Source organism: Allobosea sp. (assembly GCF_035999205.1).
Classification (GTDB): Bacteria; Pseudomonadota; Alphaproteobacteria; order Rhizobiales; family Beijerinckiaceae; genus Allobosea.
Genome location: NZ_DASYHA010000024.1, coordinates 536,810 through 560,825 on the forward strand (window position 1 = coordinate 536,810; position 24,016 = coordinate 560,825).

The 24,016-nt window shown below is 67.0% G+C and carries 23 protein-coding genes; 9 read left to right on the forward strand and 14 right to left on the reverse strand.

The annotated features are described in order from the left end of the window. Positions 1-28: 28 nt before the first annotated feature. From VGN82_RS15255 to VGN82_RS15270, 4 genes are all read right to left on the reverse strand, one after another. Positions 29-1,540 carry a tripartite tricarboxylate transporter permease gene (locus VGN82_RS15255; RefSeq protein WP_327527865.1) on the reverse strand — a complete coding sequence of 504 codons (1,512 nt, stop codon included), beginning with the start codon at positions 1,538-1,540 and terminating at the stop codon, positions 29-31. 32 nt (positions 1,541-1,572) lie between these two features. After that, positions 1,573-2,061, reverse strand: coding sequence for a tripartite tricarboxylate transporter TctB family protein (locus VGN82_RS15260; protein ID WP_327527866.1), 489 nt, complete (start codon positions 2,059-2,061; stop codon positions 1,573-1,575). A gap of 155 nt (positions 2,062-2,216) precedes the next feature. Further along, the gene (locus VGN82_RS15265; protein WP_327527867.1) at positions 2,217-3,212 is read right to left on the reverse strand and encodes a Bug family tripartite tricarboxylate transporter substrate binding protein; all 996 of its coding nucleotides are present in this window, start codon (positions 3,210-3,212) and stop codon (positions 2,217-2,219) included. Between the two features lie 75 nt (positions 3,213-3,287). Next, complete coding sequence (locus VGN82_RS15270; RefSeq protein WP_327527868.1) at positions 3,288-4,322, reverse strand: 4-hydroxythreonine-4-phosphate dehydrogenase PdxA; 1,035 nt, start codon at positions 4,320-4,322, stop codon at positions 3,288-3,290. Positions 4,323-4,491: 169 nt separating this feature from the next. On the opposite strand from VGN82_RS15270, the gene VGN82_RS15275 reads away from it, so the two are divergent. Beyond that, positions 4,492-5,898 (forward strand): NAD(P)H-dependent oxidoreductase, encoded by a 1,407-nt coding sequence (locus VGN82_RS15275; protein ID WP_327527869.1) that lies wholly within the window; start codon positions 4,492-4,494, stop codon positions 5,896-5,898. Positions 5,899-5,953: 55 nt separating this feature from the next. Next, a complete protein-coding gene (locus VGN82_RS15280; protein WP_327527870.1) occupies positions 5,954-6,619 on the forward strand; it encodes a GntR family transcriptional regulator in 666 nt (221 codons plus the stop codon). A 29-nt stretch (positions 6,620-6,648) separates the two neighbouring features. On the opposite strand, the gene VGN82_RS15285 is transcribed toward VGN82_RS15280, so the two are convergent. Together VGN82_RS15285 and VGN82_RS15290 are read right to left on the reverse strand one after the other, a co-directional pair. Continuing rightward, complete coding sequence (locus VGN82_RS15285; RefSeq protein WP_327527871.1) at positions 6,649-7,488, reverse strand: hypothetical protein; 840 nt, start codon at positions 7,486-7,488, stop codon at positions 6,649-6,651. Between the two features lie 117 nt (positions 7,489-7,605). Continuing rightward, positions 7,606-7,818 (reverse strand): hypothetical protein, encoded by a 213-nt coding sequence (locus tag VGN82_RS15290; RefSeq protein ID WP_327527872.1) that lies wholly within the window; start codon positions 7,816-7,818, stop codon positions 7,606-7,608. Between the two features lie 101 nt (positions 7,819-7,919). On the opposite strand from VGN82_RS15290, the gene VGN82_RS15295 reads away from it, so the two are divergent. From VGN82_RS15295 to VGN82_RS15305, 3 genes are all read left to right on the forward strand, one after another. Next, the gene (locus VGN82_RS15295) at positions 7,920-8,531 is read left to right on the forward strand and encodes a histidine phosphatase family protein (protein ID WP_327527873.1); all 612 of its coding nucleotides are present in this window, start codon (positions 7,920-7,922) and stop codon (positions 8,529-8,531) included. Between the two features lie 86 nt (positions 8,532-8,617). Continuing rightward, a complete protein-coding gene (locus VGN82_RS15300) occupies positions 8,618-10,036 on the forward strand; it encodes a phospholipase D-like domain-containing protein (protein WP_327527874.1) in 1,419 nt (472 codons plus the stop codon). A 19-nt stretch (positions 10,037-10,055) separates the two neighbouring features. Continuing rightward, on the forward strand, positions 10,056-10,778 hold the full coding sequence (locus VGN82_RS15305) for an endonuclease/exonuclease/phosphatase family protein (protein ID WP_327527875.1): 723 nt from the start codon (positions 10,056-10,058) through the stop codon (positions 10,776-10,778). Positions 10,779-10,790: 12 nt separating this feature from the next. Here VGN82_RS15305 and VGN82_RS15310 read toward each other — a convergent pair whose 3' ends face one another. Further along, the gene (locus VGN82_RS15310) at positions 10,791-11,495 is read right to left on the reverse strand and encodes a GntR family transcriptional regulator (protein ID WP_327527876.1); all 705 of its coding nucleotides are present in this window, start codon (positions 11,493-11,495) and stop codon (positions 10,791-10,793) included. Positions 11,496-11,609: 114 nt separating this feature from the next. Between VGN82_RS15310 and VGN82_RS15315 the strand changes: the two genes are divergently transcribed. The 4 genes from VGN82_RS15315 (at position 11,610) to VGN82_RS15330 (ending at position 15,974) form a co-directional block, all read left to right on the forward strand. Further along, positions 11,610-13,283, forward strand: coding sequence for an IlvD/Edd family dehydratase (locus VGN82_RS15315; RefSeq protein ID WP_414644302.1), 1,674 nt, complete (start codon positions 11,610-11,612; stop codon positions 13,281-13,283). 76 nt (positions 13,284-13,359) lie between these two features. Then, entirely contained in the window at positions 13,360-14,334 is a 975-nt protein-coding gene (locus VGN82_RS15320; protein WP_327527878.1) for a Bug family tripartite tricarboxylate transporter substrate binding protein, read from the forward strand. Positions 14,335-14,353: 19 nt separating this feature from the next. Further along, the gene (locus VGN82_RS15325; protein ID WP_327527879.1) at positions 14,354-15,271 is read left to right on the forward strand and encodes a 3-hydroxyacyl-CoA dehydrogenase NAD-binding domain-containing protein; all 918 of its coding nucleotides are present in this window, start codon (positions 14,354-14,356) and stop codon (positions 15,269-15,271) included. Between the two features lie 10 nt (positions 15,272-15,281). Next, entirely contained in the window at positions 15,282-15,974 is a 693-nt protein-coding gene (locus VGN82_RS15330) for an aspartate/glutamate racemase family protein (protein ID WP_327527880.1), read from the forward strand. Here the strand turns inward: VGN82_RS15330 and VGN82_RS15335 are convergent. The 7 genes from VGN82_RS15335 to VGN82_RS15365 form a co-directional block, all read right to left on the reverse strand. Further along, positions 15,971-16,786, reverse strand: a complete 816-nt coding sequence (locus tag VGN82_RS15335; protein ID WP_327527881.1) for an ABC transporter permease — start codon at positions 16,784-16,786, stop codon at positions 15,971-15,973. The genes VGN82_RS15330 and VGN82_RS15335 overlap by 4 nt on opposite strands. Before the next feature lie 2 nt (positions 16,787-16,788). Then, a complete protein-coding gene (locus tag VGN82_RS15340) occupies positions 16,789-17,703 on the reverse strand; it encodes an ABC transporter permease (protein WP_327527882.1) in 915 nt (304 codons plus the stop codon). Further along, positions 17,700-18,848 carry an ABC transporter ATP-binding protein gene (locus VGN82_RS15345; RefSeq protein ID WP_327527883.1) on the reverse strand — a complete coding sequence of 383 codons (1,149 nt, stop codon included), beginning with the start codon at positions 18,846-18,848 and terminating at the stop codon, positions 17,700-17,702. The genes VGN82_RS15340 and VGN82_RS15345 overlap by 4 nt, the downstream gene beginning before the upstream one ends. Continuing rightward, the gene (locus tag VGN82_RS15350) at positions 18,845-19,897 is read right to left on the reverse strand and encodes an ABC transporter substrate-binding protein (RefSeq protein WP_327527884.1); all 1,053 of its coding nucleotides are present in this window, start codon (positions 19,895-19,897) and stop codon (positions 18,845-18,847) included. Before VGN82_RS15350 ends, VGN82_RS15345 begins: the two co-directional genes overlap by 4 nt. A 153-nt stretch (positions 19,898-20,050) precedes the next feature. Further along, complete coding sequence (locus VGN82_RS15355; protein ID WP_327527885.1) at positions 20,051-21,349, reverse strand: NAD(P)/FAD-dependent oxidoreductase; 1,299 nt, start codon at positions 21,347-21,349, stop codon at positions 20,051-20,053. A 23-nt stretch (positions 21,350-21,372) separates the two neighbouring features. After that, a complete protein-coding gene (locus VGN82_RS15360; RefSeq protein ID WP_327527886.1) occupies positions 21,373-22,866 on the reverse strand; it encodes an aldehyde dehydrogenase family protein in 1,494 nt (497 codons plus the stop codon). Further along, positions 22,863-23,969: a mandelate racemase/muconate lactonizing enzyme family protein gene (locus VGN82_RS15365; protein WP_327527887.1), complete on the reverse strand. Its 1,107-nt coding sequence runs from the start codon at positions 23,967-23,969 to the stop codon at positions 22,863-22,865. The genes VGN82_RS15360 and VGN82_RS15365 overlap by 4 nt, the downstream gene beginning before the upstream one ends. Positions 23,970-24,016 lie beyond the last annotated feature (47 nt).

Consider the following 24,016-nt stretch of genomic DNA (forward strand, 5'->3'; position numbering starts at 1 on the left):
CGTTTCCGATGGTTTCTCGAAGTGACGGTCAAACCGTGCGCGCAGCGGTGCGCCCGCGCAGATATTGGGTAACACGGCCGATCATCGGCAGCACCAGAAGGGCGAGCCCGATCGTCATCAACGTCGCGACCAGCGGGTTCGACCAGAAGATCGAAAGCGAGCCCTGGCTGAAGATCATCGACTGGCGGAAGGCGTCCTCGGCCTTGTCGCCGATGACCATGGCCAGAACCAGCGGCGCGATCGGGTAGTCGAGCTTCTTGAAGACATAGCCGACGAGGCCGAAGATCAGGGCCAGCCAGATGTCGAACTCCTTGCTCGCCGCCGTGAAGGCGCCGATGAAGCAGATCACCACGATCACCGGCCCGATGATCGAGAAGGGGATGCGCAGGATCGAGGCGAAGAGCGGCACCGTCGCCAGCACGACCACGACCGCCACGACATTGCCGAGATACATCGAGGCGATCAGGCCCCAGACGAAATCCGGGCGGTCGGTGAACAGCGTCGGGCCGGGGTTGAGGCCCCAGATCATCAGGCCGCCCATCATCACGGCGGCCGTCGCGGAGCCGGGGATGCCGAGCGCCAGCATGGGCAGCATCGCGGCGGAGCCCGCGGCATGGTCGGCGGTTTCGGGCGCGATCACGCCTTCGGGTTCGCCCTTGCCGAACTTCGCCGGGTGGCGCGAGGAGCGCTTGGCCATGGCGTAGCTCATGAAGGAGGCCGCCGTCGGCCCGCCCGGCGTAATGCCCATCCAGATGCCGATGGCGCTGGAGCGCAGCAAGGCCAGCCAGTAACGCGGCAGCTTGGCCGCGGTGAGCAGCACGTCGCGGACGCGAACCTTGGCGGCGACGCCCTCGAACTTCAGCCCCTCCTCCATCGTCAGCAGCAATTCGCCGATACCGAACAGGCCGATGACCGCGATCAGGAAGGAGACGCCCGCCAGCAGCACGTCGAACTCATAGGTCAGACGGACATTGCCCGAAACCGAGTCCATGCCGATCGAGGCAAGCGTGAAGCCGATGCCCATCGAGACAATGGTCTTCGCCGGCGAGGCCCCGCCCAGGCCGATGAAGCTGGCGAAGGTCATGAAGTAGACCGCAAAATACTCCGGCGAGGAGAACTTCAGTGCGAATTTCGCGACCCAGCCGGAAAGCAGCGTGATCAGGATGACGCCGGCCAGCGCGCCGAAGCCGGCCGAGAGGAAGGCGAAGGAGAGCGCTTCCGTCGCCCGGCCCTGCTTGGCCATGGGGTGGCCGTCGAAGGTGGTCGCGACCGATGAAGGCTCGCCGGGGATGTTGAACAGGATCGAGGTGGTCGAGCCGCCGAAGAGCGCGCCCCAATAGAGCGAGGTCAGCAGGATGATGGCCGAGACCGGGTCCATGCTGAAGGTCAGCGGCAGCAGCAGCGAGACGCCGTTCGGCGCACCCAGCCCCGGCAGCACGCCGACGAGCACGCCGAGCAGCACACCCGCCATCATCAGCAGGATGTGGTGCGTGGTCAGCGCGACCGAGAAGCCGTGCATCAGATTGGCGATGTTATCCATGGCTTACCGCCTCGCTTTCCGTTGCAGCCCGTTCACAGGCCGAGCAGAGGCTCGAGCGGCCCCTTGAGCAGGCTGATCTGGAAGAATTTCTCGAGGGCGAGATAGAAGAAGGCCGCCGTTCCGAACGCCGTCGCCAGCGTTTGGAGCCAGCCGTAATGCCCCTGAAAGCGCATGGTGAAGACGAGATAGAGCAGTGTCGCGACATACATGCCGAGCGTCGCGCTGAGCACGACGAAGGCGATCAGCGGCAGCAGGAAGGAAGCGACCCGCCGGCCGCGCTCCCGGTCGAGGAACTCTTCCTTCAGCCAGGGTGCGCCGGCGATCTGTCGCATCGCGGTGAAGACCAGCGTGCCCAGGCTCGCCAGGGCGACGAGACCACCCGTATAGAACGGGAAGGCGCCGGGCTGCGGGCCCGAAGAATCCCAGCCGATACCGAATTCGAGCGCGCCCTTGACGATGGCGAGGCCGAAAACCAGCGTCGCCAGCGCGGTCGCGATCTCGGCCCAGAAGCGGGTGATCATGGGCGGATTCCTCGTGATCGGAATTGCTGTTGAAGCTCCTCGTCATTGCGAGGAGCGAAGCGACGAAGCAATCCAGGAGGACATGGAGCGCTGGCGCTCCTGGATTGCTTCGCTACGCTCGCAATGACGGCAAGCGGACGCCGGCAGGCAGTCCCTTACTTCGCGATCCAGCCTTCGTTCTCGAAGACCTTCTTGTTGGCGGCATCGTCCTTGGCGACGAAGTCGGCCAGTTCCTGGCCCTTCATGAACTTGGCGGTCTGCGCCGTCCGGGCGACGAATTCCTGCCATTCCGGCGTCTTGGAGACCTTCTCCAGCACGTCGGCATAGAAGGAGACGGCGTCGGCCGGGACTTCGGCCGGTAGCCAGACGGTGCGCGGCATCTGGAAGGTCTCGAGCGGCAGCCCGGCTTCCTTGCAGGTCGGGATGTCGCCCCAGCCCTTGCCCTCGAAGACCGGATCGCTCTTGGCGAGGCGCACCGGCGAGAACACGCAGAGCGGCTTCACCTGCCCGGCCTTCCACTGGCCGATATTCTCGTTCGGGTTGTTGACGTTGGAGTCGATATGGCCGCCGGCGAGCTGCACAGCCGCGGCGCTGCCGCCCTGAAACGGCACATAGATCCATTTCACGCCAGTGGCGTCCTGGATCATCGAGGTCAGGGTCTGGTCAGTGTCCTTCGACTGGCTGCCGCCCATCTTGAAGCCCATCGGCTTGGCCTTCACGGCCTCGAGATAGCCCTTGGCGTCAGCATAGGGCGCGTCGCCCTTGACCCAGAGCAGGAATTCGTCGAGCGCCAGCCCCGCAACCGGCGTCAGGTCGCTGTATTTGTAGCCAAGCTTGGCGACATAGGGCAGCAGATAGGCGTTGTTGGTCCCGAAGATGACGCGGTTGGGATCGCCCTTGGCGCCTTTGCCGTAGACATAGCCTTCCGCGCCCGATCCGCCGCCCTTGTTCACGACGACGATCGGCTGGTCGATCAGCTTGTGCTTGGCGATGATCGACTGGATCATGCGGGCGAAGTTGTCGGTGCCGCCGCCGGCGCCGGAGGTCACGACGAACTCGATCGGCTTGGTCGGCTGCCAAGCCTGCGCCGCCCCGATGGAGCCGATGGCGAAGGCCGCCGCACATGCGGCAGTGATGCTGAAGGTCTTCATGCGTTTCTCCCTGGAGGATCGGTTTTTCGCGACCGCTCTTGAGCGGCGGTCTTTGAAAGAACTGGCGTCGAGAGGTCAGGCGGCGGCCTTGGCCCTCGCCTTGCCGTCCTGCGCCATCTTGATGGCGAGCGAAAGGGCGGCGCGGGTCGCGCCGAGATTGGTGACGCCCTTGCCGGCGATCTCATAGGCCGTGCCATGGGCCGGCGTGCAGATCGGGAAGGGGAAGCCGCCGATCAGGGTGACGCCGCTGTCGAAGCCGATCAGCTTCATCGCGATCTGGCCCTGGTCGTGATACATCGTCAGGACGGCATCGAAGTCGCCGTTGCGCGCCCGCAGGAACACCGTGTCGGACGGGAACGGCCCCTCCACCGTGAAGCCCTTGGCCTTGGCGGCCTTCACGGCCGGCTCGATGGTGTCGATCTCGTCGCGGCCGAAATTGCCACCGTCGCCGGCATGAGGATTGATGCCTGCAACCGCAATGCGGGGCGGGTTGAAGCCGGCCATGCGCAGATTGGCGTCGGCCAGCGTCAGCGCCCGCAGGATGCGCTCCCCGGTGATGTTCTGCGCCACTTCCGAGAGCGGGATATGCGAGGTCACCCGCGCATTCCAGAGCTTGTCGAGAATGTTGAACTCGCTGGCCGGTCCCTCGAAGGCGATGGCGTCGCGCACGAAGCGGATCTCGTCGTCATAGCCGGGATAGGCAAACCGCATCGCCGCCTTGTTGAATGGCGTGAAGAAGACGGCATCGGCCTGCCCCGAGGCCGCGAACTGCAGGGCACGGCGGAAATTCTCGGTCGCGGCCTTGCCGCCGCCAAGCGTCGCCTTGCCGCGCTGCAGATCAGCCGGATCATGATTGCCGAGATCGACGAAGACCGGCCGGTCACCGAGCGGCAGGGCGTCGCCATCGCGGACGACGTTGGCCTGCGGATCGACGCCGCCGTCCTTGATGCCGAGGTCGAGCAGGCGCTTGTCGCCGAAGACGACGAAGCGTGCCGCCGCGCGCAGATCGGGCTCGGCCAGGATCCGTGCCGTCAGTTCCGGGCTGATGCCCGAGGGATCGCCCATCGCGACGGCGATCACCGGCAATCCGCCCTCGGTCCGCTTGTCCATGGCGCTTCTCCACTGCAGCCCCCGGTTTCGACCGGGGGTCCCTTCAAGGCCTTCTGGCTAGCATAGCCCTTTCCGCCCTACAAGTATGCTGTATGCAGCATAACACGACTGGTGTAGTCCTTGGGCAAGGCGCGCAGTCGCCGGCCTATCGAGACGCTCCGGAGGAACGATGAATTTCCACGCGCATTACGCCGGCATCACGCAGCCTGTCGAAACCTGCCTCGTCGGCAGCGGCGGCTTCGGCCGCAGCTATCTCGCCCAGGCGCGGAAGATTCCGCTGGTGAATGCGCGCATTGCGGTCGACATGACGGCGGAAGCGGCCGGTCGCGCCTTCGAGGCAGCCGGCTATGCAAGAGCCGAGATCGCGCTTTGCGAGACGCCCGCCGAAGCGCAGGCCGCCTGGGACGCCGGGAAATGCGTCGCAGCCGGCCGGCTCGAAACGGTCATCGCCCTGCCCTTCCAGCTCCTCGCGGAAGCGACCGGCAGCCCGGAAGCCGCGACCCGGCACAGCCTGATGGCGATCGAGGCCGGGCGGCATGTCGCGCTGGTTTCCAAGGAAGCCGACAGCGTGGTGGGCCCCGGTCTCGCCCGGCTCGCCAGGGAGAAGGGCGTTGTGATCACCCCTGTCGATGGCGACCAGCCGAGCCTCTTGATCGCGCTCGCGAGCTGGGCCGAGGTGCTCGGCCTCGAGATCATCGCCGCGGGCAAGTCCAGCGAATACGACTTCGTCTTCGATCCCGCGACGGGATCGGTCACATGCAACGGCGTCACCAAGAACCTGCCCGAACTTCGCCAGCACTGGCTTGGCGGCGAGCCTTCGGCCGTCACCCGCACCGCTGCCGAGCGCGCGCGAATCCTGGGTGAGGCCTATCCGCTGCGCGCCGTGCCCGATCTCTGCGAGATGACGCTCGTCGCCAACGCGCTGGGCTTCTCGGCCGATGCCGCGGGCTTTCATGCGCCGCCGGCCCGCATCCCCGAAATCGCCGACCTGTTTGCCGACAAGGCCCTGGGCGGGCTGATGTCGGGCGAGCGGCGGATCGACGTGTTCCACCATCTGCGGCTTGCGGAGGAGGCGAGCTTCGCCGGCGGCGTCTTCATCGTCGTGCGCTGTGACAACGCCGAGACCTGGGAGATGCTGGCCGGCAAGGGCCATGTCGTCGGCCATGATGCCAAGACGGCGATGCTCTACCTGCCGCGGCACCTGCTGGGCGTCGAGGTCGCGACCTCGATCCTCGATGCTGTCGGCCTCGGCCGCTCCGGCTATGGCGAGGATTATCGTCCACGGATGGATCTGGTCGCGGTGGCGCAGCGCGACCTCGCGGCCGGCACGGTGCTGACCATGGGTGGACATCACCACAGCATCGCCGACGTCGGAGCCGAGGTTCGGCCGGCCACGGCGCTCGCGCCGGAGCGCCCTGCCCCGTTCTATCTGGTGGCCGACCGGACGCTGGTGCGCGCGGTCAAAGCGGGCGACGCGATCCGCCTCGGCGATGTCGAGATCGCGGCCGGCTCGGATCTGCTGGCGATGCGCCGCCGGCAGGATGCGATGTTCGCCGGGGACGTGGCGAGCGTTTGACAGCGCAAGGCTCACGTGCCGTAACCGGCGCTGCGACAGGATGTGTGGAGCTGCGATGAGCGAAGCTGCGAGCGACTATCCCCGGATCACGCGCCGGACCCTCCACGACGAGGTTCTGGAGCGGCTGCGCGACATGATCATCGAAGGCCGGCTGGCGCCGGGCCAGCGCATCAACGAGGGATTGGTCGGGGCGCAGCTCGGTGTCTCGCGCACCCCCCTGCGAGAGGCGATCAAGACGCTGGCGAGCGAGGGGCTGGTCGAGATCCTGCCGGCCAAGGGCGCGGTCGTGCGGCGCTTCTCCGAACAAGACCTCGCCGGCATCCTCGAAGTGCTCAAGACGCTGGAGCAACTCGGCGGGCGCATCGCCTGCGCAGAGGCGAGCGATGAGGCGATCGAGGCGATCCACACCCTGCACAAGCAGATGCTGGTGCTCTACGAGACCCGTAACCGGCTGGAATACTTCAAGCTCAACCAGGCGATCCATAGCGCGATCGTGGCCGCCTCCGGCAATGCCGCGCTGATGGAAATGCACGCGACGCTGCAGTCACGGATCAAGCGGCTGCGCTTCGTCGGCAATGAGGGGCCGGTGAAATGGGCCGGCGCCGTCGCCGAGCACGAGGAGATGATGGCGGCGTTGCTGAAGCGCGATGCGGTGGAGCTCAGTCGCATCATCGGGGTGCATATGGACTCGACGCTGCTGCGGGTGCGCGAGGTCCTCTAGAGGGCGTGGCGCAACGCAGGGCATTTCCGTCAAGCTTGAGGCGGCTGCTCCAGATCTAGTTGGCCCAGCCCGGCATCCGCCTCCACCACCGGATCGTTGAACGTCCATCGCGGAATCGAACGCATGCGGTCGAGGCCTGCAAACACGGCCGTGAAGCCGCCTTCCGGAGATATCTCGCGGAGAGCGGCATCGAACTCCTCACCGAACCCTGTAAAGCCGGCGGGGTCCACCTCGCACAGATGGATCTGGTTCCAGTCGATGTTCAGATCAGGGTCGCGGTAGAGCACAGCCGCAGTCTCCATCGTCCTGAATGTCCCGATCTTGCCCGCAGCGACGACCATCGCGGCGGCAGGGCCGATATATGCCCGCATGATGTCCCTGTACTCGCCGAGATGCGCCGGTCGCACGTCGATATATTCGAGCGACACCTGCCGTTCGGGACGCTCCGCCGAACCCTTCCACCCTCGCGGCATCACGAAGGCCGAGGGGGTCGTCAGAAGAATCTCGGCTCGCAGCAGGTGGGTTTCAGCCGGTTGCTGGTCGAGGACAAGTTCCTTGATGGCGCCGGCAGGAACGATGTCGCGGAAATAGATCAGTTCGAGATGGCTCCACGCTGGCGCTTCCGAAGCGTTCCGAAACATGGAGCTGTGTCGATAGAGCGCCTGGCCCACACATGTCTCGCCATGGCGAGCCCAGTGGACGGCGCTGTCCCGCAGCATTGCTTCCGATCCCGCCCCCCGCGACTGCATGGTCCGGGCAAGCACGACGAGGCGCACATCGGGTTCGATCCGGGTCAGGCGCGTCGTGTCGGAAGAACGGATGCCCTCAGCCATTGCAGTAGCCACCTTCTCTTGACCCAGACCGGACACGGCAGCCGGGCATCGCCTGCTTCCGCAGAATCTCCCAAATCCGTGAGAGCGGGCAATCGGCCCCAAACCCGGTGCCGGTTCCTAGTCAGCGCAGGGCCCGGAGCGCCCCGTGCAATGTCAGCGTTCCGACCCTGGCTCGGCGTCCACACTCTCCAGGCGCCTCACCGTCTCCTCGAGGCTTTCCTTCACGCCGAGCATGTAGTCCTTGCCGAAGCCGATGATCGTGTCGGGCGGCTGGCCCTTGAAGGTGTAGACGACGGTGACGAGGGCCGGGTTGACGTAGACCGGCTTGCCGTCGGCCGGCGAGGTGAACTTGCAGAGCTTGGGCATGGGCCCCTCGCGATTCGTTACGGAACACGCGCTATATGGCGGAATGGCCGGGCCGATCCAAATGCGCGCCCGCGCTGCGATGCCGGAGGAAGTGACCAGGAATGACAGACGACAGCAAGCACGAGCCCGCGGCGCCGCTTCAGATCTATCTGGTCAGGCACGGCCAGACAGAATGGTCGCTATCGGGACAGCACACCGGACGGACCGATATCCCGCTGACGGCCCATGGCGAGGACGAAGCGCGCGCCCTCGAGGCGCGGTTCAGCCGGCTCGGATTCGCACATGTGCTCACCAGCCCGCGCCAGCGTGCGCGCCAGACTGCGAGACTGGCCGGTCTCGGTGCACAGGCTACTGTCGAGGCCGATCTCGCCGAGTGGGACTACGGCGACTATGAAGGACAGCGCTCCGTCGAGATCCGCGCGGGGCGTCCCGACTGGGACATCCTTCGCGACGGCTGCCCCAATGGCGAGACGCCCGCGCAGATCAGCGCGCGGGCCGACCGCATGGTCGCGCTGCTGTCGTCGCTGACGGGGAAGGTCGCCGTCTTCTCGCACGGCCATTTTGGCCGCTGCCTCGCGGCGCGCTGGATCGGGCTCGAGCTCGACGCGGTGCGGCATCTGCTTCTCGGCACGGCCTGCTACGGCGTCCTCGGCTACGATCCTGGCCACCCGGAGAACCGCGTCATCGCGCAGTGGAACATCGGCTCCGCCTGATCGCGCTCCGGGGCGCCCGCCTGCCCTGCTGAGGATTTCCGTGGCGGATGTCCAAGCGCCGCGCTTCATAGTAAATCCGAAGCTCGATGGAATTCGCCGCGCCCCTCGCCGATCACGTCCCCCTGCTGCTGACGGCGATCCATGTCGCTACCGCCGGGGCGGTAACGATGCATGCCCTGCTGCGGAAGCGCGATGTTCCTGCCGCGATCGGCTGGATCGGCCTGGCCTGGCTCTCGCCCTTCTTCGGCCCGATCCTGTATTTCGGCTTCGGGATCAACCGGGTACAGCGGCGGGCGCGACGCCTGCGCGGCGTGGATGACAGTGGAGCGACACGGTCCAAACGCGCGCTTGCTCGCACCGGCCCGACTGGCAGCCTCCAGACAGCAGTCGGCCGGATCACCAGCTCGGCGACGGAGCCCGGCACGGTCGCAGCGGTGCTGGATTGCGGCGACGAGGCCTATCCGCGCATGCTGGCGGCGATCGAGGCGGCGACATCCAGCGTCGCGCTCTCGACCTTCATCTTCCGGACCGACGCGCTGGGGCTGCAGTTCATCGAGGCTCTGACGCAGGCGCATGGCCGCGGCGTGGCGGTGCGTGTGCTGATCGACGGTTTCGGCGGCGGCTTCCTGCATTCGCGCGCCTATCACCATCTGCGCCGCCAGGGCGTGCCGGCCGCGCGCTTCCTCCATTCCCTGCTGCCGTGGAAGATGCCGCTTCTCGATCTGCGGCTGCACAAGAAGATCCTGCTGATCGACGGCAAGACGGCCTTTGTCGGCGGGCTCAACATCGGCGGCGAGAACGTGCTGGCATCGCAGCCGGACGAGCCCGTCCGCGACGTCCACTTCATGGTCGAGGGGCCGGTGGTGCAGCAGGTCATGGAAAGCTTCCAGGACGACTGGGCCTTCGTGACCGGCGAGACGCTGGACGGGCCGCTCTGGCTTCCGTCGAGCTATCGCAGCGGCCATGCGCCGGCCCGTGTCATCTCGTCCGGCCCGGACCAGAGCGTCGATCAGCTGATGCTGACGATCCTGTCCGCGATCAACGCCGCCTCGTCCTCGCTGCGGATCGCGACGCCCTATTTCCTGCCCGAGCAGCAGGTGATCACCGCGCTGCAACTTGCCGCGCTGCGCGGCGTCGACGTCCATCTCGTGATACCCGCCAGAAACAACCATCGCCTGATGGGGTGGGCAATGCAGGCGCATATCCGCCCGCTCCTCAAGAGTGGCTGTCAGATCTGGCGTTCGCCCGCCCCTTTCGACCATTCCAAGCTCGCGACCGTCGACGACGCCTGGTGCCTGATCGGCAGCGCGAACTGGGACGCGAGAAGTCTGCGGTTGAACTTCGAGATCACGATGGAGTTCTATGATCGCGAACTGGCCCAGCGCATCGGCGGCCTGATCGATGGCAAGCGGAGCCACCGGGTGACGCTGGAAGAGATCGACGCGCGCTGGGGAATCGTGAAAATTCGTGATGCGGCGGCCCGGCTGCTCATGCCCTATCTATGATGTCGATGAGCGAGGTCCGGTGAAGGTCGCGTCCTACAACATCCACAAGTGCCGCGGCACTGATCGCCGTGTCCGGCCCGACAGAACCGTCGCGGTGCTGGCCGAGATCGGCGCCGATCTGGTGGCGCTGCAGGAGGTCGACCGCCGCTTTGGCCAGCGCACCGGGCTGCTCGATCCCGCCGCGATCCTGCGCGAGACAGGGCTGCATCTCCTCGTCCAGTCCGATGTCGTCGACGGCCACGGCTGGCACGGCAACGCGCTGCTCGTGCGCGGCGAGCCGCTCTCCTATCGGCGCTTCCGCCTCAAGCTACCCGGGATCGAACCGCGCGGCGCGGTCGTCGCCGAGCTCGACCTCGGCGAAGGCAAGTTCCGCGTGATCGCGGCCCATCTCGGCCTGCTGCGGCGCTCGCGGGTCGATCAGGCGACTGCACTGCTGCACGCCTTCCTCGAACTCGTGCCGATGCCGACCATCCTGCTCGGCGACTTCAACGAATGGCGGCGCAGCCGTCGCTCGGCGCTCGACGTGCTCGCCCCGCATTTTGCCGATATGAGGCACCCAGCGAGCTTCCCGTCGCGCCGGCCGATGCTGCCGCTGGACCGTATCCTGGCCTGGCCGGACGGGCTGATCTCCGAACTCTGCGTGCACGACACGCCTTTGTCCCGCAAGGCGTCGGACCACCTGCCGCTGACCGCCCGTATCGATGTTTCGCGCTGGCGGCTCGGGATCGAAACGGCGGCGTGACGCATTCGGCGGCTAGGCCTTGATCGCACTGCCGGGCGTCGCCTGCCGGGTGAAGCGGGCTTCGACGGCGGCGATGTAGGCGTCGCGGGATGGCCCTAGATGCTGGCGGCACAGCGCCACGAGACGCTCGCGATCGCCGACGGCAAGCGCCTCGACCATCGCGGCATGCTCATCGCGAGCGAGCGTGAGATGCTCGGCACTCGCGGCCGTGATCGAGCGCGCGCCATGGACCTTCTGCGCCAGACCCTGGATCAGTTCGACGAGATGGGGATTGCCGCAGGCGCGGAACAGCGTCTCGTGGAAGATCATGTTGGCGCGGAATGCTGCGCGCGCATCCGCGGCGTCCACGGCCGCAGCGTGCTGCTTCTGCACGACGCGCAAGCGCTCCAGGACGACAGGCGACACCGGCAGCGGGATCTGCTCGGCGGCAAGGGTCTCCAGGACCTCGCGCACCGAATAGATCTGCCGCACTTCCAGCGGGTCCAGCAGCTTGACCACGGCGCCCCGGTTCGGGATGCGCTCGACCAGCCCCACCCGCTCCAGATCGGCCAGCGCCTCGCGCACGACATGGCGCTTTACCGAGAGCCGTTCGGCCAATTCCTCCTCGACCAGCCGTTCCCGCGGCAGGAGCCAGCCGAGGACGATTTCCTCCTCCAGCATGGCGGCGACGCTGCGGACCCGCTCGGTGGTCTGGGCTTTCAGGGCGGTCACGGTCATGCCAGTTTATAACCCTTCGACATAATTGTTGACAATCCTGGCAACGGACATATTCCTAGCCGCATGAGCACGTCCGACAACGATACCCCATCCGCAAAGCCGGCGGCACGCGGCATGCGCCGCAATCTCGCGACCTATGGCGACCCCGGCTTCTCGCTCTTCCTGCGCAAGGCCTTCATCAAGGCTGCGGGCTTCTCCGACGACGCGCTCGACCGGCCGATCATCGGCATCACCAACACCTTCAGTGACTTCAACCCCTGCCATGGCAACGTGCCGCGGCTGATCGAGGCGGTGAAGCGCGGCGTCATGCTGGCGGGCGGCCTGCCGATGGAGTTCCCGACGATCTCCATCCACGAATCCTTCGCCAACCCGACCTCGATGTTCCTGCGCAATCTCATGGCGATCGACACCGAGGAGATGATCCGGGCGCAGCCCTGTGACTCGGTGGTGCTGATCGGTGGCTGCGACAAGACCGTTCCGGCCCAGCTCATGGGCGCCGTCAGCGCCGATGTCCCGGCGATCCAGCTGATCACCGGCCCGATGCTCGTCGGTCACCACAAGGGCGAGGTGCTCGGCGCCTGCACCGATTGCCGCCGGCTCTGGGGCCAGCATCGCGCCGGCCAGATCGACGAAGCCGAGATCGAGGTTCTGAGCGGCCGTCTCGCGCCGACACAGGGCACCTGCATGGTGATGGGCACGGCCAGCACCATGGGATGCCTGGTCGAGGCGCTCGGCATTGCCCTGCCTGGTTCGGGCACGATCCCCGCCACCCACGCCGACCGTATCCGAGCGGCCGAGGCGAGCGGGCGCGAAGCGGTCAGGCTCGCCAAGGGCGGCCCGAAGCCGAGCGAGATCCTGACCGAAACTGCCTTCCGGAACGCCTTGACCGTCCTGCAGGCGATCGGCGGCTCGACCAATGGCCTCGTGCATCTGGCCGCGATTGCGCGCCGCGCCGGACTGTCGATCAATCTCGAGGAGTTCGACGCCATCGGCCGCAAGGTGCCGGTGCTGATCGACCTCAAGCCCTCGGGCGACCACTACATGGAGCATTTCCACTGGGCCGGCGGCGTGCCCAAGCTGATGAAGGAGCTCGGCGACCATCTCGACCGCTCGGCCCCGACGATCGACGGCCGCACAATCGGCGAGGTTGCGGACGCGGCCGAGGACGTGCCGAACCAGAGCATCATCCGAACCGCCAAAAGCCCAGTGAAGCCGACCGGCGGCATGGCGGTTCTGCGCGGCAATCTCGCTCCCGGGGGCGCCGTCATCAAGCACTCCGCCGCCTCGCCTGCCCTTCTGAAGCACGCCGGCCGTGCCGTGGTCTTCGCATCTGTCGAGGACATGGTGCGCCGGATGGACGATCCCGCCCTCGACGTGAAGGCGGACGACGTGCTCGTGCTGACCAATGCCGGCCCGAAGGGCGCGCCCGGCATGCCGGAAGCCGGCTACATCCCGATCCCCAAGAAGCTGGCGCAGGCCGGCGTCAAGGACATGGTCCGCATCTCCGACGCCCGCATGAGCGGCACCGCCTTCGGTACGATCGTGCTGCACATCACGCCGGAATCGGCGGTCGGCGGCCCGCTCGGGCTCGTCCGCGACGGCGACATGATCCGGCTCGATGTCGAGGCCCGCGAGATCACGCTGCTCGTCGACGATGCCGAACTGGAGCGCCGCCGGGGCGAATGGCAGCCGCCAGCGCATCTGGCCGAGGCCTCGCGCGGCTACCGCCATCTTTACCTCACCACCGTGCTGCAGGCCGACGAAGGCTGCGATTTCGACTTCTGCTGATCGGCCGGTCCGGCCCAAGCCATTTCGCCGAGACCGGAGCCAACCGGTCCGCACGCCCACTCCCGGAGGAAAACCCATGCTCGACCGCCGTCACCTCATCGGCGCGCTCGCCGGCCTTTCGCTGGCTCTTCCCGTCACGGCCTTCGCGCAGGCCTATCCGCAGAAGCCGATCACGCTGGTCGTGCCCTATGCGCCCGGCGGCGCGACCGACATCATCGGCCGCGTCGTGGCCGAGGAGCTGTCGAACTCGCTCGGTCAGCGCGTCGTGGTCGAGAACCGTGCCGGTGCCGGCGGCAGCGTCGGCGCGGCCGCCGTCGCGCGGGCCCAGCCGGATGGTTACACGCTTCTGCTCGGCGCCCTGACAAGCCATTCGATCAATACAGGCCTGCAGGCAAAAACCGGTTTCGACCTCAAGAAGGACCTGATCCCGATCGGGCTGGCCGGCAATGTCGGGCTCGCGCTCGTCGTTCACCCGTCGGTTCCCGCCAAGACGGTTCCCGAGCTGATCGCGCTGATCAAGGCGAGCCCGGACGGCTATTCCTACGCTTCGTCGGGTCAAGGCTCGCCGCAGCATCTTTCGGGCGAGCTGTTCAACATCAAGGCCGGCACCAAGATGCCCGTCGTGCCCTATCGCGGCTCAGGTCCGGCGATGACCGACATGGTCGCGGGCCAGGTCAAGATCATGTTCGACACGATTCCGGCCGTGCTGCAGCATGTGAAGGCCGGTTCGCTGCGGGCCATCGCGACCACCGGGACGGAGGCTTCGCCGTTCATGCCGGAGACGCCGACCGCGATCTCGCAGGGTCTCGCCGGCTTCGAGGTCTCGTCATGGTTCGGCATGCTGGCGCCCGCCGGTACGCCCCAGCCCGTGCTGGACAAGCTCAATGCCGAGTTGAACAAGGCTCTGCAAAGCCCGAAGCTGAAGGAGGCGTTCGCGCTGCAGGGGGTCGTGCCGAAACCCAGCACGCCGGCCGAGGCATCGGCGCGGATCGACAGCGAGATCGGCAAATGGGGCGACCTGATCAAGGCCGCCGGCATCAAGGCCGAGTGACAGCCCGGAACGAAAGCCCATGAGCGACACCGTCCAGCATCTCGCCATCGTCGGCGCCGGCATGATCGGCGCCAGTTGGGCAGCGCTCGCCAGCGCCCATGGCGTCACCGTCTCGGCCTATGATCCCAATCCCGAAGCGGAAGCGCGCTTCCTCGCCTATGTCGAGCGGGCGCGGGCGCAACTGGCCGAGCTAGGGCTGACGGGCACGGGCTCGGTCATTTTCTCCACCGACCTCGCGGCGGCACTTAAGGGCGCCGGCTTCGTCCAGGAGAACGGCCCAGAGAACGAGGCGGTGAAGCGCAAGCTTCTCGCCGAGATCGACGCCAAGCTGCCGCCCGACGCGATCATCGCCAGTTCGACCTCGGCGCTGGTCCGCAGCGCTATTGTCGCCGATTGCGCGCGGCCGGAGCGGATCGTCGTGGCGCACCCATTCAACCCGCCGCATCTGGTGCCGCTGGTCGAGATCGTCGGGGAGGATGCCGGTGTGGTGGCGCGGGCCGCGGAATTCTACCGCGCGCTCGGGCGGCGTCCGGTCGTGCTCAATCGCGAAATGCCCGGCCATATCGCTAACCGGCTGGCCTCAGCGCTTTATCGCGAGGCGGTGCATCTCGTCGAGCAAGGCGTGGCGAGCGTCGCCGACATCGATGCCGCGCTCTGCAACGGGCCCGGTCTGCGCTGGGCCTTGATGGGTCCACACATGACCTATCACCTCGGCGGCGGCGAAGGCGGCATCGCCGGCTACCTCGCCCATCTCGGACCGAGCCAGGTGCGGCGCTGGCAATCGCTCGGCACCCCCTCGCTCGACGCAGATGTCCAGGCGAAGATCGTCGCGGGCGTGGCCGAGGAAGCAGGCGGGCGCTCGATCGCCGAGCTGGAAGAGCGCCGCGACGAGGGCCTGCTCGCCCTTCTGAAGGCGCGAACGCTCGTGAGCGAGTGAAGGGCCTGTCATGACCGACACGATCGCACACGCCCCGCGCATCGCGCTCATCCATGCGCTCGAGGAATCCGTGTTGCCGGCGAGGTCGGCCTTCGCCTCGCACTGGCCTGAGGCCAAGGCCTTCGACCTGCTCGACACCTCGCTCGCCACCGATCTCGCGGCGCGCGGCAGCCTCGACCAGGCCATGACCGAACGCTTCCTCACGCTCGGACGCTATGCGGCTGCGACCGAGGGGACCGCCGGGCCCGCCAGGGCGATCCTGTTCACCTGCTCGGCCTTCGGCCCGGCCATCGACGCGGTCAAGCGCGCCCTGCCGATCCCGGTGCTTCGGCCCAACGAGTCGGCCTTCAGCGAAGCCTTGGCGCTCGGCGGCCGGATCGGGCTGATCGTCACCTTCGCCCCCTCCCTGCCCTCGCTGACGCAGGAGCTCAACGAAATGGCCGGCAAGCCGGTCGATGTCACCGGCATCGTCGTCGATGGGGCCCTCGCGGCGCTCAAGGGAGGCGACGGCGCGACCCACGACCGGCTTGCGGCCGAGGCCGCGGCAAAGCTGAGGGACGTCGACACGCTGATCCTGGGCCAGTTCTCGCTCGCCCGCGCGAGGCCGGCGATCGAGGCCGCCACCGGACTGCGGGTCGTGACCACGCCCGAGGCTGCGATGCGCGGCCTGAAGCGGGCGCTGCAAGCGAGCACCGCCGCCTAGTTCTCAGGCTTGCCGAAGATCTGCGTGATCGCGAGCAGCAGCGAGGTGATCACGATCATGATCGTCGAGATCGCCGCGATGGTCGGGTCAATCTGGTCGCGCAGCGCCATGAACATCGCACGCGTCAACGTCGAGTTGTCGCCGCCGGAGACGAAGAGCGAGACGACCACCTCGTCGAAGGACGTCAGGAAGGACAGCAGCGCCGAGGTGACGATCGCGAAGCCGATCTGCGGCATCGTCACCTGCAGGAAGGCCTGCAACCGTGTTGCGCCGAGACTGCGGGCGACGCGCTCCTGATCGAGATCGAAGCTCTTCAGCGCCGATCCAACGATCATCATCACGATCGGGACCGCCAGGATCGAATGCGCAAGGACGATGCCCATGAAGGAATTGACCATCTTGAGCTGCACGAAGGCGTAGAACAGCGCGATGCCGACGAGGATGACCGGGACGATGGTCGGCGTCAGCAAAGCCAGGATCGCAACCCCGGCGAAACGAATGCGCGAGACGTGCAGCCCATAGGCCGCGAGCGTGCCGACCGGCGTCGCCAATAGCGCGGTGCAAAGCCCGGCCTTGAGCGAGGTCACGGTCGCAGCCATCCAACCACCCGAGGAAAAATAGGCCTCGTACCAGCGCAACGACCATTGCCGCGGCGGGAACTCCAGATACTGGGAGTGCGAGAACGACATCGGGATCACGATCAGCGTCGGCAGGGCCAGGAAGGCCAGCACCAGCACGCCGAGCCCGTAGAGCCACAGCCGCGAGCGATGCGTGATCTGCGTGTCGCTGGCGGGGCGATCGAGCCAGTTCATGCTCAATGCCCTCCCCCGAACAGGCCGGCGCCGCGCGACAGCCGTGCCGCCAGGACGAGCACCGCGAGCGTGATCACCAGCAGCACGACGCCGAGCGCACTCGCCGCGCCCCAGTTGAAGAACAGTTCGATGTCGTTGGCGATGCGGTTCGAGACCATCGTCACCTTGCCGCCGCCAAGCATGGCCGGCGTCACGTAGAAGCCGAGGCAAAGCACGAAGACGAGCGCGGAGCCGGCGGCGAGACCGGGCAGCGAGAGCGGGAAGAACACGGTCCAGAAGCCATGGGCGGGCGTCGAGCCCAGGCTCGAGGCGGCGCGCAGCAGATCACGGTCGATAGCCCGCATCGTGCCGTAGAGCGGCAGGACGAGGAAGGGCAGCATGATGTGGACCATGCCGATCAGCGTGCCGCCGACATTGTGGACGAGCTGCAGCGGCTCGCTCCAGAGACCGAGCTGGATGCCCCAGCTGTTGATCAGCCCGCTGCGCTGGAGCAGCACGAGCCAGGCATAGGTGCGTACCAGGAGCGAGGTCCAGAACGGCAGCAGCACCGCGATCATGCAGAGATTGGCGGCACGGCGCGGCAGCTGCGACAGGAAGTAGGCGAGCGGGTAGCCGAGCAGGATACAGATCGCCGTGGTCAGCAGGCTGATCTCGAAGGTGGTGCGAAAGGTGCGGCCATAGGAGGGCTCGGCCAGCATGCGCCGGTAATGCTCAAGACTCGGTGCGCCGGCGTCGTCAGTGAAGGACAGGCCGAACAGCCAACCGACCGGCAGCAACACCATGACGGTGACAAGCAGGAGGGCCGGCGCAGCCAGTGCGGCCAACCCAAGCCGCTCGCGCCAATGGTCGCGGCGCAATGCGGCGGCGTGGAAATCGCCGGCACCATCCCGCGCTAGGCTCAGGGCGGGCGCGCTCATGCCCGCGCCGTCCCGTCGTCGGCGAGAAGGACCGTGTCGCTGACCGCGATACCGACGGTGATCGGCGAGCCGGCGGCCGGCGGTGGCGCATCGTCCCCGCGCGTCGCCATGCGCAGGCTGACGGGGCTGCCATCGCTCAGAAGGATTTGCAGGAGCAGTGTATCGCCCTGGTAGATCGCGCTCTGGACCTTGCCCTCGAAGCGGTTCATCGGCTCGGTGTCGCTGCCGTCGAGGATTCGCAGCCGCTCCGGTCGCAGCATCATCACGCAGCGTCCCTGCAAGACCGGTGTCTTGGGTGCCCTGACGATCGAGCCGGCCGCGCAGCAGACGCCGTCCGCGACCGAGACGTCCAGAAAGGAGGACTCTCCGATGAACTCGGCGACGAAGCGACTGCCGGGCCGGTCGTAGATGGCGCGTGAGGTATCGATCTGCGCGATCCGACCGCGCTCCAGAACCGCGATGCGGTCCGACATCGTCAGCGCCTCGCGCTGGTCATGCGTGACATAGACCGTGGTCGTGCCGAGCCGGTCATGGAGCTGGCGCAACTCGATCTGCATGCGCTCGCGGAGCTGCTTGTCGAGCGCCGAGAGCGGTTCGTCCATCAGGATGATGCGCGGCTCGAAAACGATGGCGCGGGCGAGCGCGACGCGCTGGCGCTGGCCACCCGAGAGCTGGGTGATGCTGCGGCCGCCATAGCCGCCGAGCTGGAACATCTCCAGCGCGGCCTCGACGCGCCTGGCGATTTCGGGGGCCGGTACCTTCCGCAGCCGCAGCGGGAAGCCGACATTGCGGGCCACATTCATGTGCGGGAACAGCGCATAGTTCTGGAAGACCATGCCGATCTCGCGCTTGTGCGGTGCGAGCCGGACGACCTCGCGCTCGCCGAAGCGGATGCTGCCCTTGTCGGGGCGCAGGAAGCCGGCGATCGCCATGAGCAGGGTCGTCTTGCCCGAGCCGGACGGGCCGAGCAGCGTCAGGAACTCTCCGGGCCGGACATCGAGGTCGACATCGTCGAGCACGGAGACCGCGCCATAGGCCTTGCTCAGGCGCCTGATGGCGATGGGCAGAGCTTTGCCCACCGCAGGAGCGGGCGAGCCCTCGGATGTCACCACCGCCGGCTCGCCGGAATCAGCAACCTGCCTCATTCGGTCAGCATGTTCTGGTAAGCCGCCGAGGCCTGGGCCTCGAACTTCGTGTACCAGTCGAGGTCGATCGGGACCTGCTTGGCGGCGTTGTCGGGGTGGGACGGCAGGGACTTGGCATAGGCCGCGTCGATCGTACCGAGGTCATAGGCCTTCTTGTTGGTCGGCCCGTAGGTGATGTACTTGGTGAATTCCGCCTGGTATTCGGGCTTGCTGATCTCGGCGAGGAACTTCATCGCCAGATCCTTGTTCGGCGCGCCCTTGGCAATACCGAAGCAATCATAGTCGAGCAGCGCCTGGTTGAAGGTGTAGGCGACCTTGGCGCCGTCCTTGGCCGCGACATCGAAGCGCCCGTTCCAGCCGGTGATCATGTCGACCTCGCCATCCTTCATGAGCTGGGCGTGCTGGGCGCCGGAGCTCCACCAGACCGCGATGTGCGGCTTGAGTTCGCGGATCTTCTTGATCGCGCGCTCGATGCCGCCGGGCTGGGAGAGCACTTCGTAGACCTTCTCAGGCGGCACACCGTCGGCCATCAGCGCCGGTTCGAGCGCCCCGGCCACACCCTTGCGGTAGGAGCGCTTGCCGGGGAACTTCTTGACGTCCCAGAAATCGGCCCAACTCTGTGGCCCGTTCTGGCCATAGGTCTTGGTGTTCCAGGCCAGCACCGTCGAGAACACGTCGCCGCCGACGCAGAAGTCCTGCGCCGTTCCGGGGATGAAGTTCGAGGTGTCGATGACCTTGTAGTCGAGTTTTTCGAGAATGCCCTCGGAGCCGGCGCGGGCCGCGCTGCCGGAGCCGCTAGCGACGATGTCCCAGGTTACCGCCCCGGCCTTCACCTTGAGGCGCAGATCGGCGATGCCGCTATACGTCTCTTCCTTGAGCTTGATGCCGAGCTTCTTGGCCGCTGGGACGAAGAGCGCCTTGCTCTGCCCCTCCTGATACGAGCCGCCAAAGGACACGACGGTAAGCTCCTGGGCGAAGGCGGGCATCGCGCCGGCCAGGCTCAGAAGAAGGACGAGGGTCGATCGCGACGGCAGGATCGGCTGGGGCATGTGATGTCTCCTGAGCTGAACGACACTTTTCGCATCAGTGGCCGCAAGGTTGCCCCGGCGCTCCTCCCACCTCTGTCAATGTGGAGAGTTTGTTGGAATTGGTCTGCCCATAAGGTCCATTCTGATAATTCGGGAAGGCCAATCGCCGGTGGATCATCGGGCCACCCGGTCGCGCCAGCGGTAGTAGAAGACCGACGGCGCGAGGAACCACGGATTGCCGCTATAGAAAGGCCTCGTCTGGAACGACAGGTCGTCGAAGGCGGTCGCGCCTTCGGGCAGGCCGAGCACCTGCTGGCCGAGGCGCATGCCGAGATAGCTCGCCATGCCGACGCCCGAGCCGCAATAGCCCATCGCGTAATGCATGCCGTCATGGCGGCCGACATGCATCAGCTCGTCGAAGGTATAGGCGACGAAACCGCACCAGGAATGGCTGATCCGCGTCTTCGCGAGCTCCGGAAAGATCCCGGCGAGATCGGCATGAAGCATCGGCCCGCTGCGGCGCGGATCGGTTTCGCTCAGCGAGACGCGCCCGCCGAACAGGATGCGACGCCGGTCGGGAGAAGCGCGGTAGTAATAGACCACCTTGCGGGTGTCGCTGACGATGCGGTTGCGGGGGATCAGCCGGTCGACCAGCGCCGGATCGAGTTCCTCGGTCGCGATCATGTAGCTGCCGATCGGGATGACGCGCCGGCGCATCCAGCCCGTCAAGGGGCCGGTATAGCCGTTGGTCGCGACGACGACATCGCGGGCCACGACCGCCCCACGTGGCGTCTCGACCAGGAAACCCTGTCCCGAGCGCGCGATCGCGGTCGCCGGGCAGAACGGCACGAGTTGCGCGCCGGCGGCGATGACGCGCTCCAGCAGGCCCTGATGGTAGCGCGCCGGGTTGATCGACGCATGCTCGGCATAGATCGCGCCGCCATGATAGAGGTCGGAGCCGATCTCGCTGCGCTGCTCTGAGCGCGGCACGACATGGCAGGCGACCTCGAGCCCCTTGGGCTGGTTGTCGACCTGTCGCGCCAGCTGCTCATACTGCCCGGGCGAATGCGCCGCGTGGAAGCGCCCGACCACACCGAAATCGCAGTCGATCCCCTCGTCGCGGACGAACTCGCCGATCCATTTGAGCGAACGCCGCCCCTCGCGCAGGATCGCGACGGCCCTCGCCTCGCCGTGCCGCCGCGTCAGCTCAGCGAGGCCTGGCTTAATGCTGGTCGAAATCTGGCCGCCATTGCGGGTGCTGCAGCCGAAGCCCGCGGCTTCCGCATCGAGCACCACCGTGCTGCGCCCGGCGCGCGCGATCTGAAGCGCCGCATGCAGGCCGGTATAGCCGGATCCGATAATCACGACATCGGCTTGCCCCGGCGGCTCCGAGAGCGGCAATTCGGGCCGCGGCACCCCGTCCCACCAGTACGGCGCCGCCTTGAAATCGGCGGCGAACAGCTCGCTCGACATTCCGTCGTTTCCCCCCGGCCGATTCACAGCCGTGCAATCACACTCTTGAGCTTGCAGTAGCTGCGCAAGCCCGCCATGCCCTTGGCACGGCCGAAGCCCGAATTGCGGTTGCCGCCGAAGGGCATGGCGACACCGCCGGCGAAGAACTCGTTGATGTAGACCTGCCCCGCATCGACGGCCCGGGCGAAGCGCCAGGCCTTGGCGTGGTCGCGCGTGTAGATGCCGGCGACCAGCGCGTAGGAGGTCGCATTGGCGACGGCGATCGCCTCCTCCAGATCCGCGACGACCTGCACGGTCAGAACCGGACCAAAGATCTCCTCCTGCACCAGCGGATCGTCCGGACCGCGCGCGAGGATGATCGTCGGACGGTAGAACCAGCCGCCACCACAGGCCTCCGGAGGAGCGATGGCGCCGCCGGTGAGGATACGGTTGCCCGCATCGCGCGCCCGCCCGACATGCGCGGCGACGCGCGCGAGCTGCTGCGGCGAGTTGATCGGCCCGATCGCCGCGCCGCTCAGCCCGTGGCCGAGGGTCATCGCCTCGACCCGTGCGACGAGCCGGCCGAGCACGTCTTCCGCGATGGTAGTCTCCAGGATCAGGCGCGACCCGGCCGAGCAGATCTGGCCGGCATTCTCGTAGATCGCGCCGATCACACCCTCGACCGCGCTCTCGATGTCACAATCGGCCATGACCGCGACTGGCGACTTGCCGCCGAGTTCGAGTTGGAGGCGCGTCACATGTTCGGCCGCAGCGCGCATCACGTGCTGGCCGGTCGGAACCGAGCCGGTGAAGGTGATGTGATCGATGCCAGGATGGGCGACGAGCGCCGCGCCCGCTTCCGCACCGGTGCCGGCAACGACATTGAGCACGCCCTCGGGCAGGCCGGCTTCATGCAACAGCTCCGCCAGCATCAGCGTGGTGAAGGGCGTCTGCTCGGCCGGCTTGACGACGAGCGTGCAGCCTGCGGCGAGCGCCGGCGCGATGCCGCGCGCGGCAGTCGAAAGCGGATAGTTCCACGGCACGATCTGAGCGACGACGCCGACCGGCTCCTCGATCGTGACACCGACATAGTCGGGGCCGAGCGGCACGCTGTCGCCGTGCAGCTTGTCGACGGCACCGGCATAATAGGCAAAGCAGCGGACGACGCCGGCGACATCGCCCTCGGCTTCGGCGAGGAGCTTGCCTGAATCGAGCGTCTCGACCACGGCGAAACGTGCGGCGCGCTCACGCAGCAGATGGCTCGCCCGCATCAGGATCTCGCCACGGGCCGCGGGCGTCAGGCGCGACCAGGGGCCGGAAAGCGCCGCCCGTGCCGCCGCCACCGCCCGCCCGACATCCTCTGCCTTGCCTGCCGCGACTCGGGCGAAGGCAACGCCGCGACCGGGATCGAAGCTCTCCATCTCCTCGCCCGAAGCCGAGGGAACGGAGCGACCGCCGATGAAATGGCCGTGCGGCAAGCCGGCCAGCGTCCCGCTCCGTCGCGCTTCGTCGATCAGGCCAGCCCGCTCGAAGATCACGCCGAAACCTCGGTGACGCGATACTCGGCCCGCTCGAGCCAGGACGGCTCGATCTCGACGCCCCAGCCGGGTTCGGAGGGGATCGCGACCATCCCGTCCCTGGCCTTGGGCGGGTTGCGCAGCAGCCCCTGCTCCCAGGGATAGTAGTCCGGCCCCTCGATCGAAAACTCGACATAGGGGCCAGCATTGGCGAGCGCGCCCATGACATGCAGCGTGAAGACGGTCACCAGCGACTGGTTGGCCGAATGCGGCGTCACCGGCAGGCCGGCCTCGGCGGCCCAGCGCGCGACGGTCAGCATCCGTCCAACGCCGCCGATGTAGCAGATGTCCGGCTGGACCACGTCGACGACGCGGCGATCGATCATTGCGCGCCAGACGGCGAGATCGCAGTCCTGTTCGCCGCCGGTAACATCGAGGTCGAGCGCCTCGCGGACTTCCCGCGTCCAGGCATGCTCCCAGTACGGACAGGGCTCCTCGAAATGCACGATGCCGTGGTCCTGCAGCATGCGGCCGACCGCGATCGCCTTGGCAGGCGAATAGCCGCTGTTGGCATCGACCAGTAGCGTCGCCTCGTCGCCCAGCGCGGCGCGGACCTGCGGCACGATCGCATCGGTACGACCCGGCCATTCGTCCTGGTCGCGGCCGCATTCACGTCCGACGCGGAACTTGAAGGCGCGGTAGCCATGGGCGTCGCGAAGGCGGGCAAGACGCTCCGCTTCCGCCTCCGGCGTGATTTCGCCGCGCTTCATGCTGGATGCATAGACCGGGAAAGGCCGCGGCGTGCCGCCTAGCAGTTCGCAGACACTCTTGCGCTCCTTGCGCCCGCGCCAGTCCCACAACGCCGTGTCGAGACCGGTCAGGGCGCGGCAGAGATAGGAGCCCGGAAACTTGTGCTCGCGCTCGCCGATGGTCGCGACGAGCTCGTCGATCGCCAGGGCATCCTCGCCGATCGCCCAGCGTGCGACCTGACGGTGGAACACTGTCGCCGTGATGTCGGCATTGTAAGGCGAGAACTGACCCCAGCCCTGGCTGTCATCCTCACATGTTGCACGCACGAAGCCGACATCCTGCGTCGTGAAGCTCTCGAGCCGAGTGATCCTCATGGTAGCCGCCGCCAACTCCGTCACCGCCACCCTGCGCGATTGCGAGG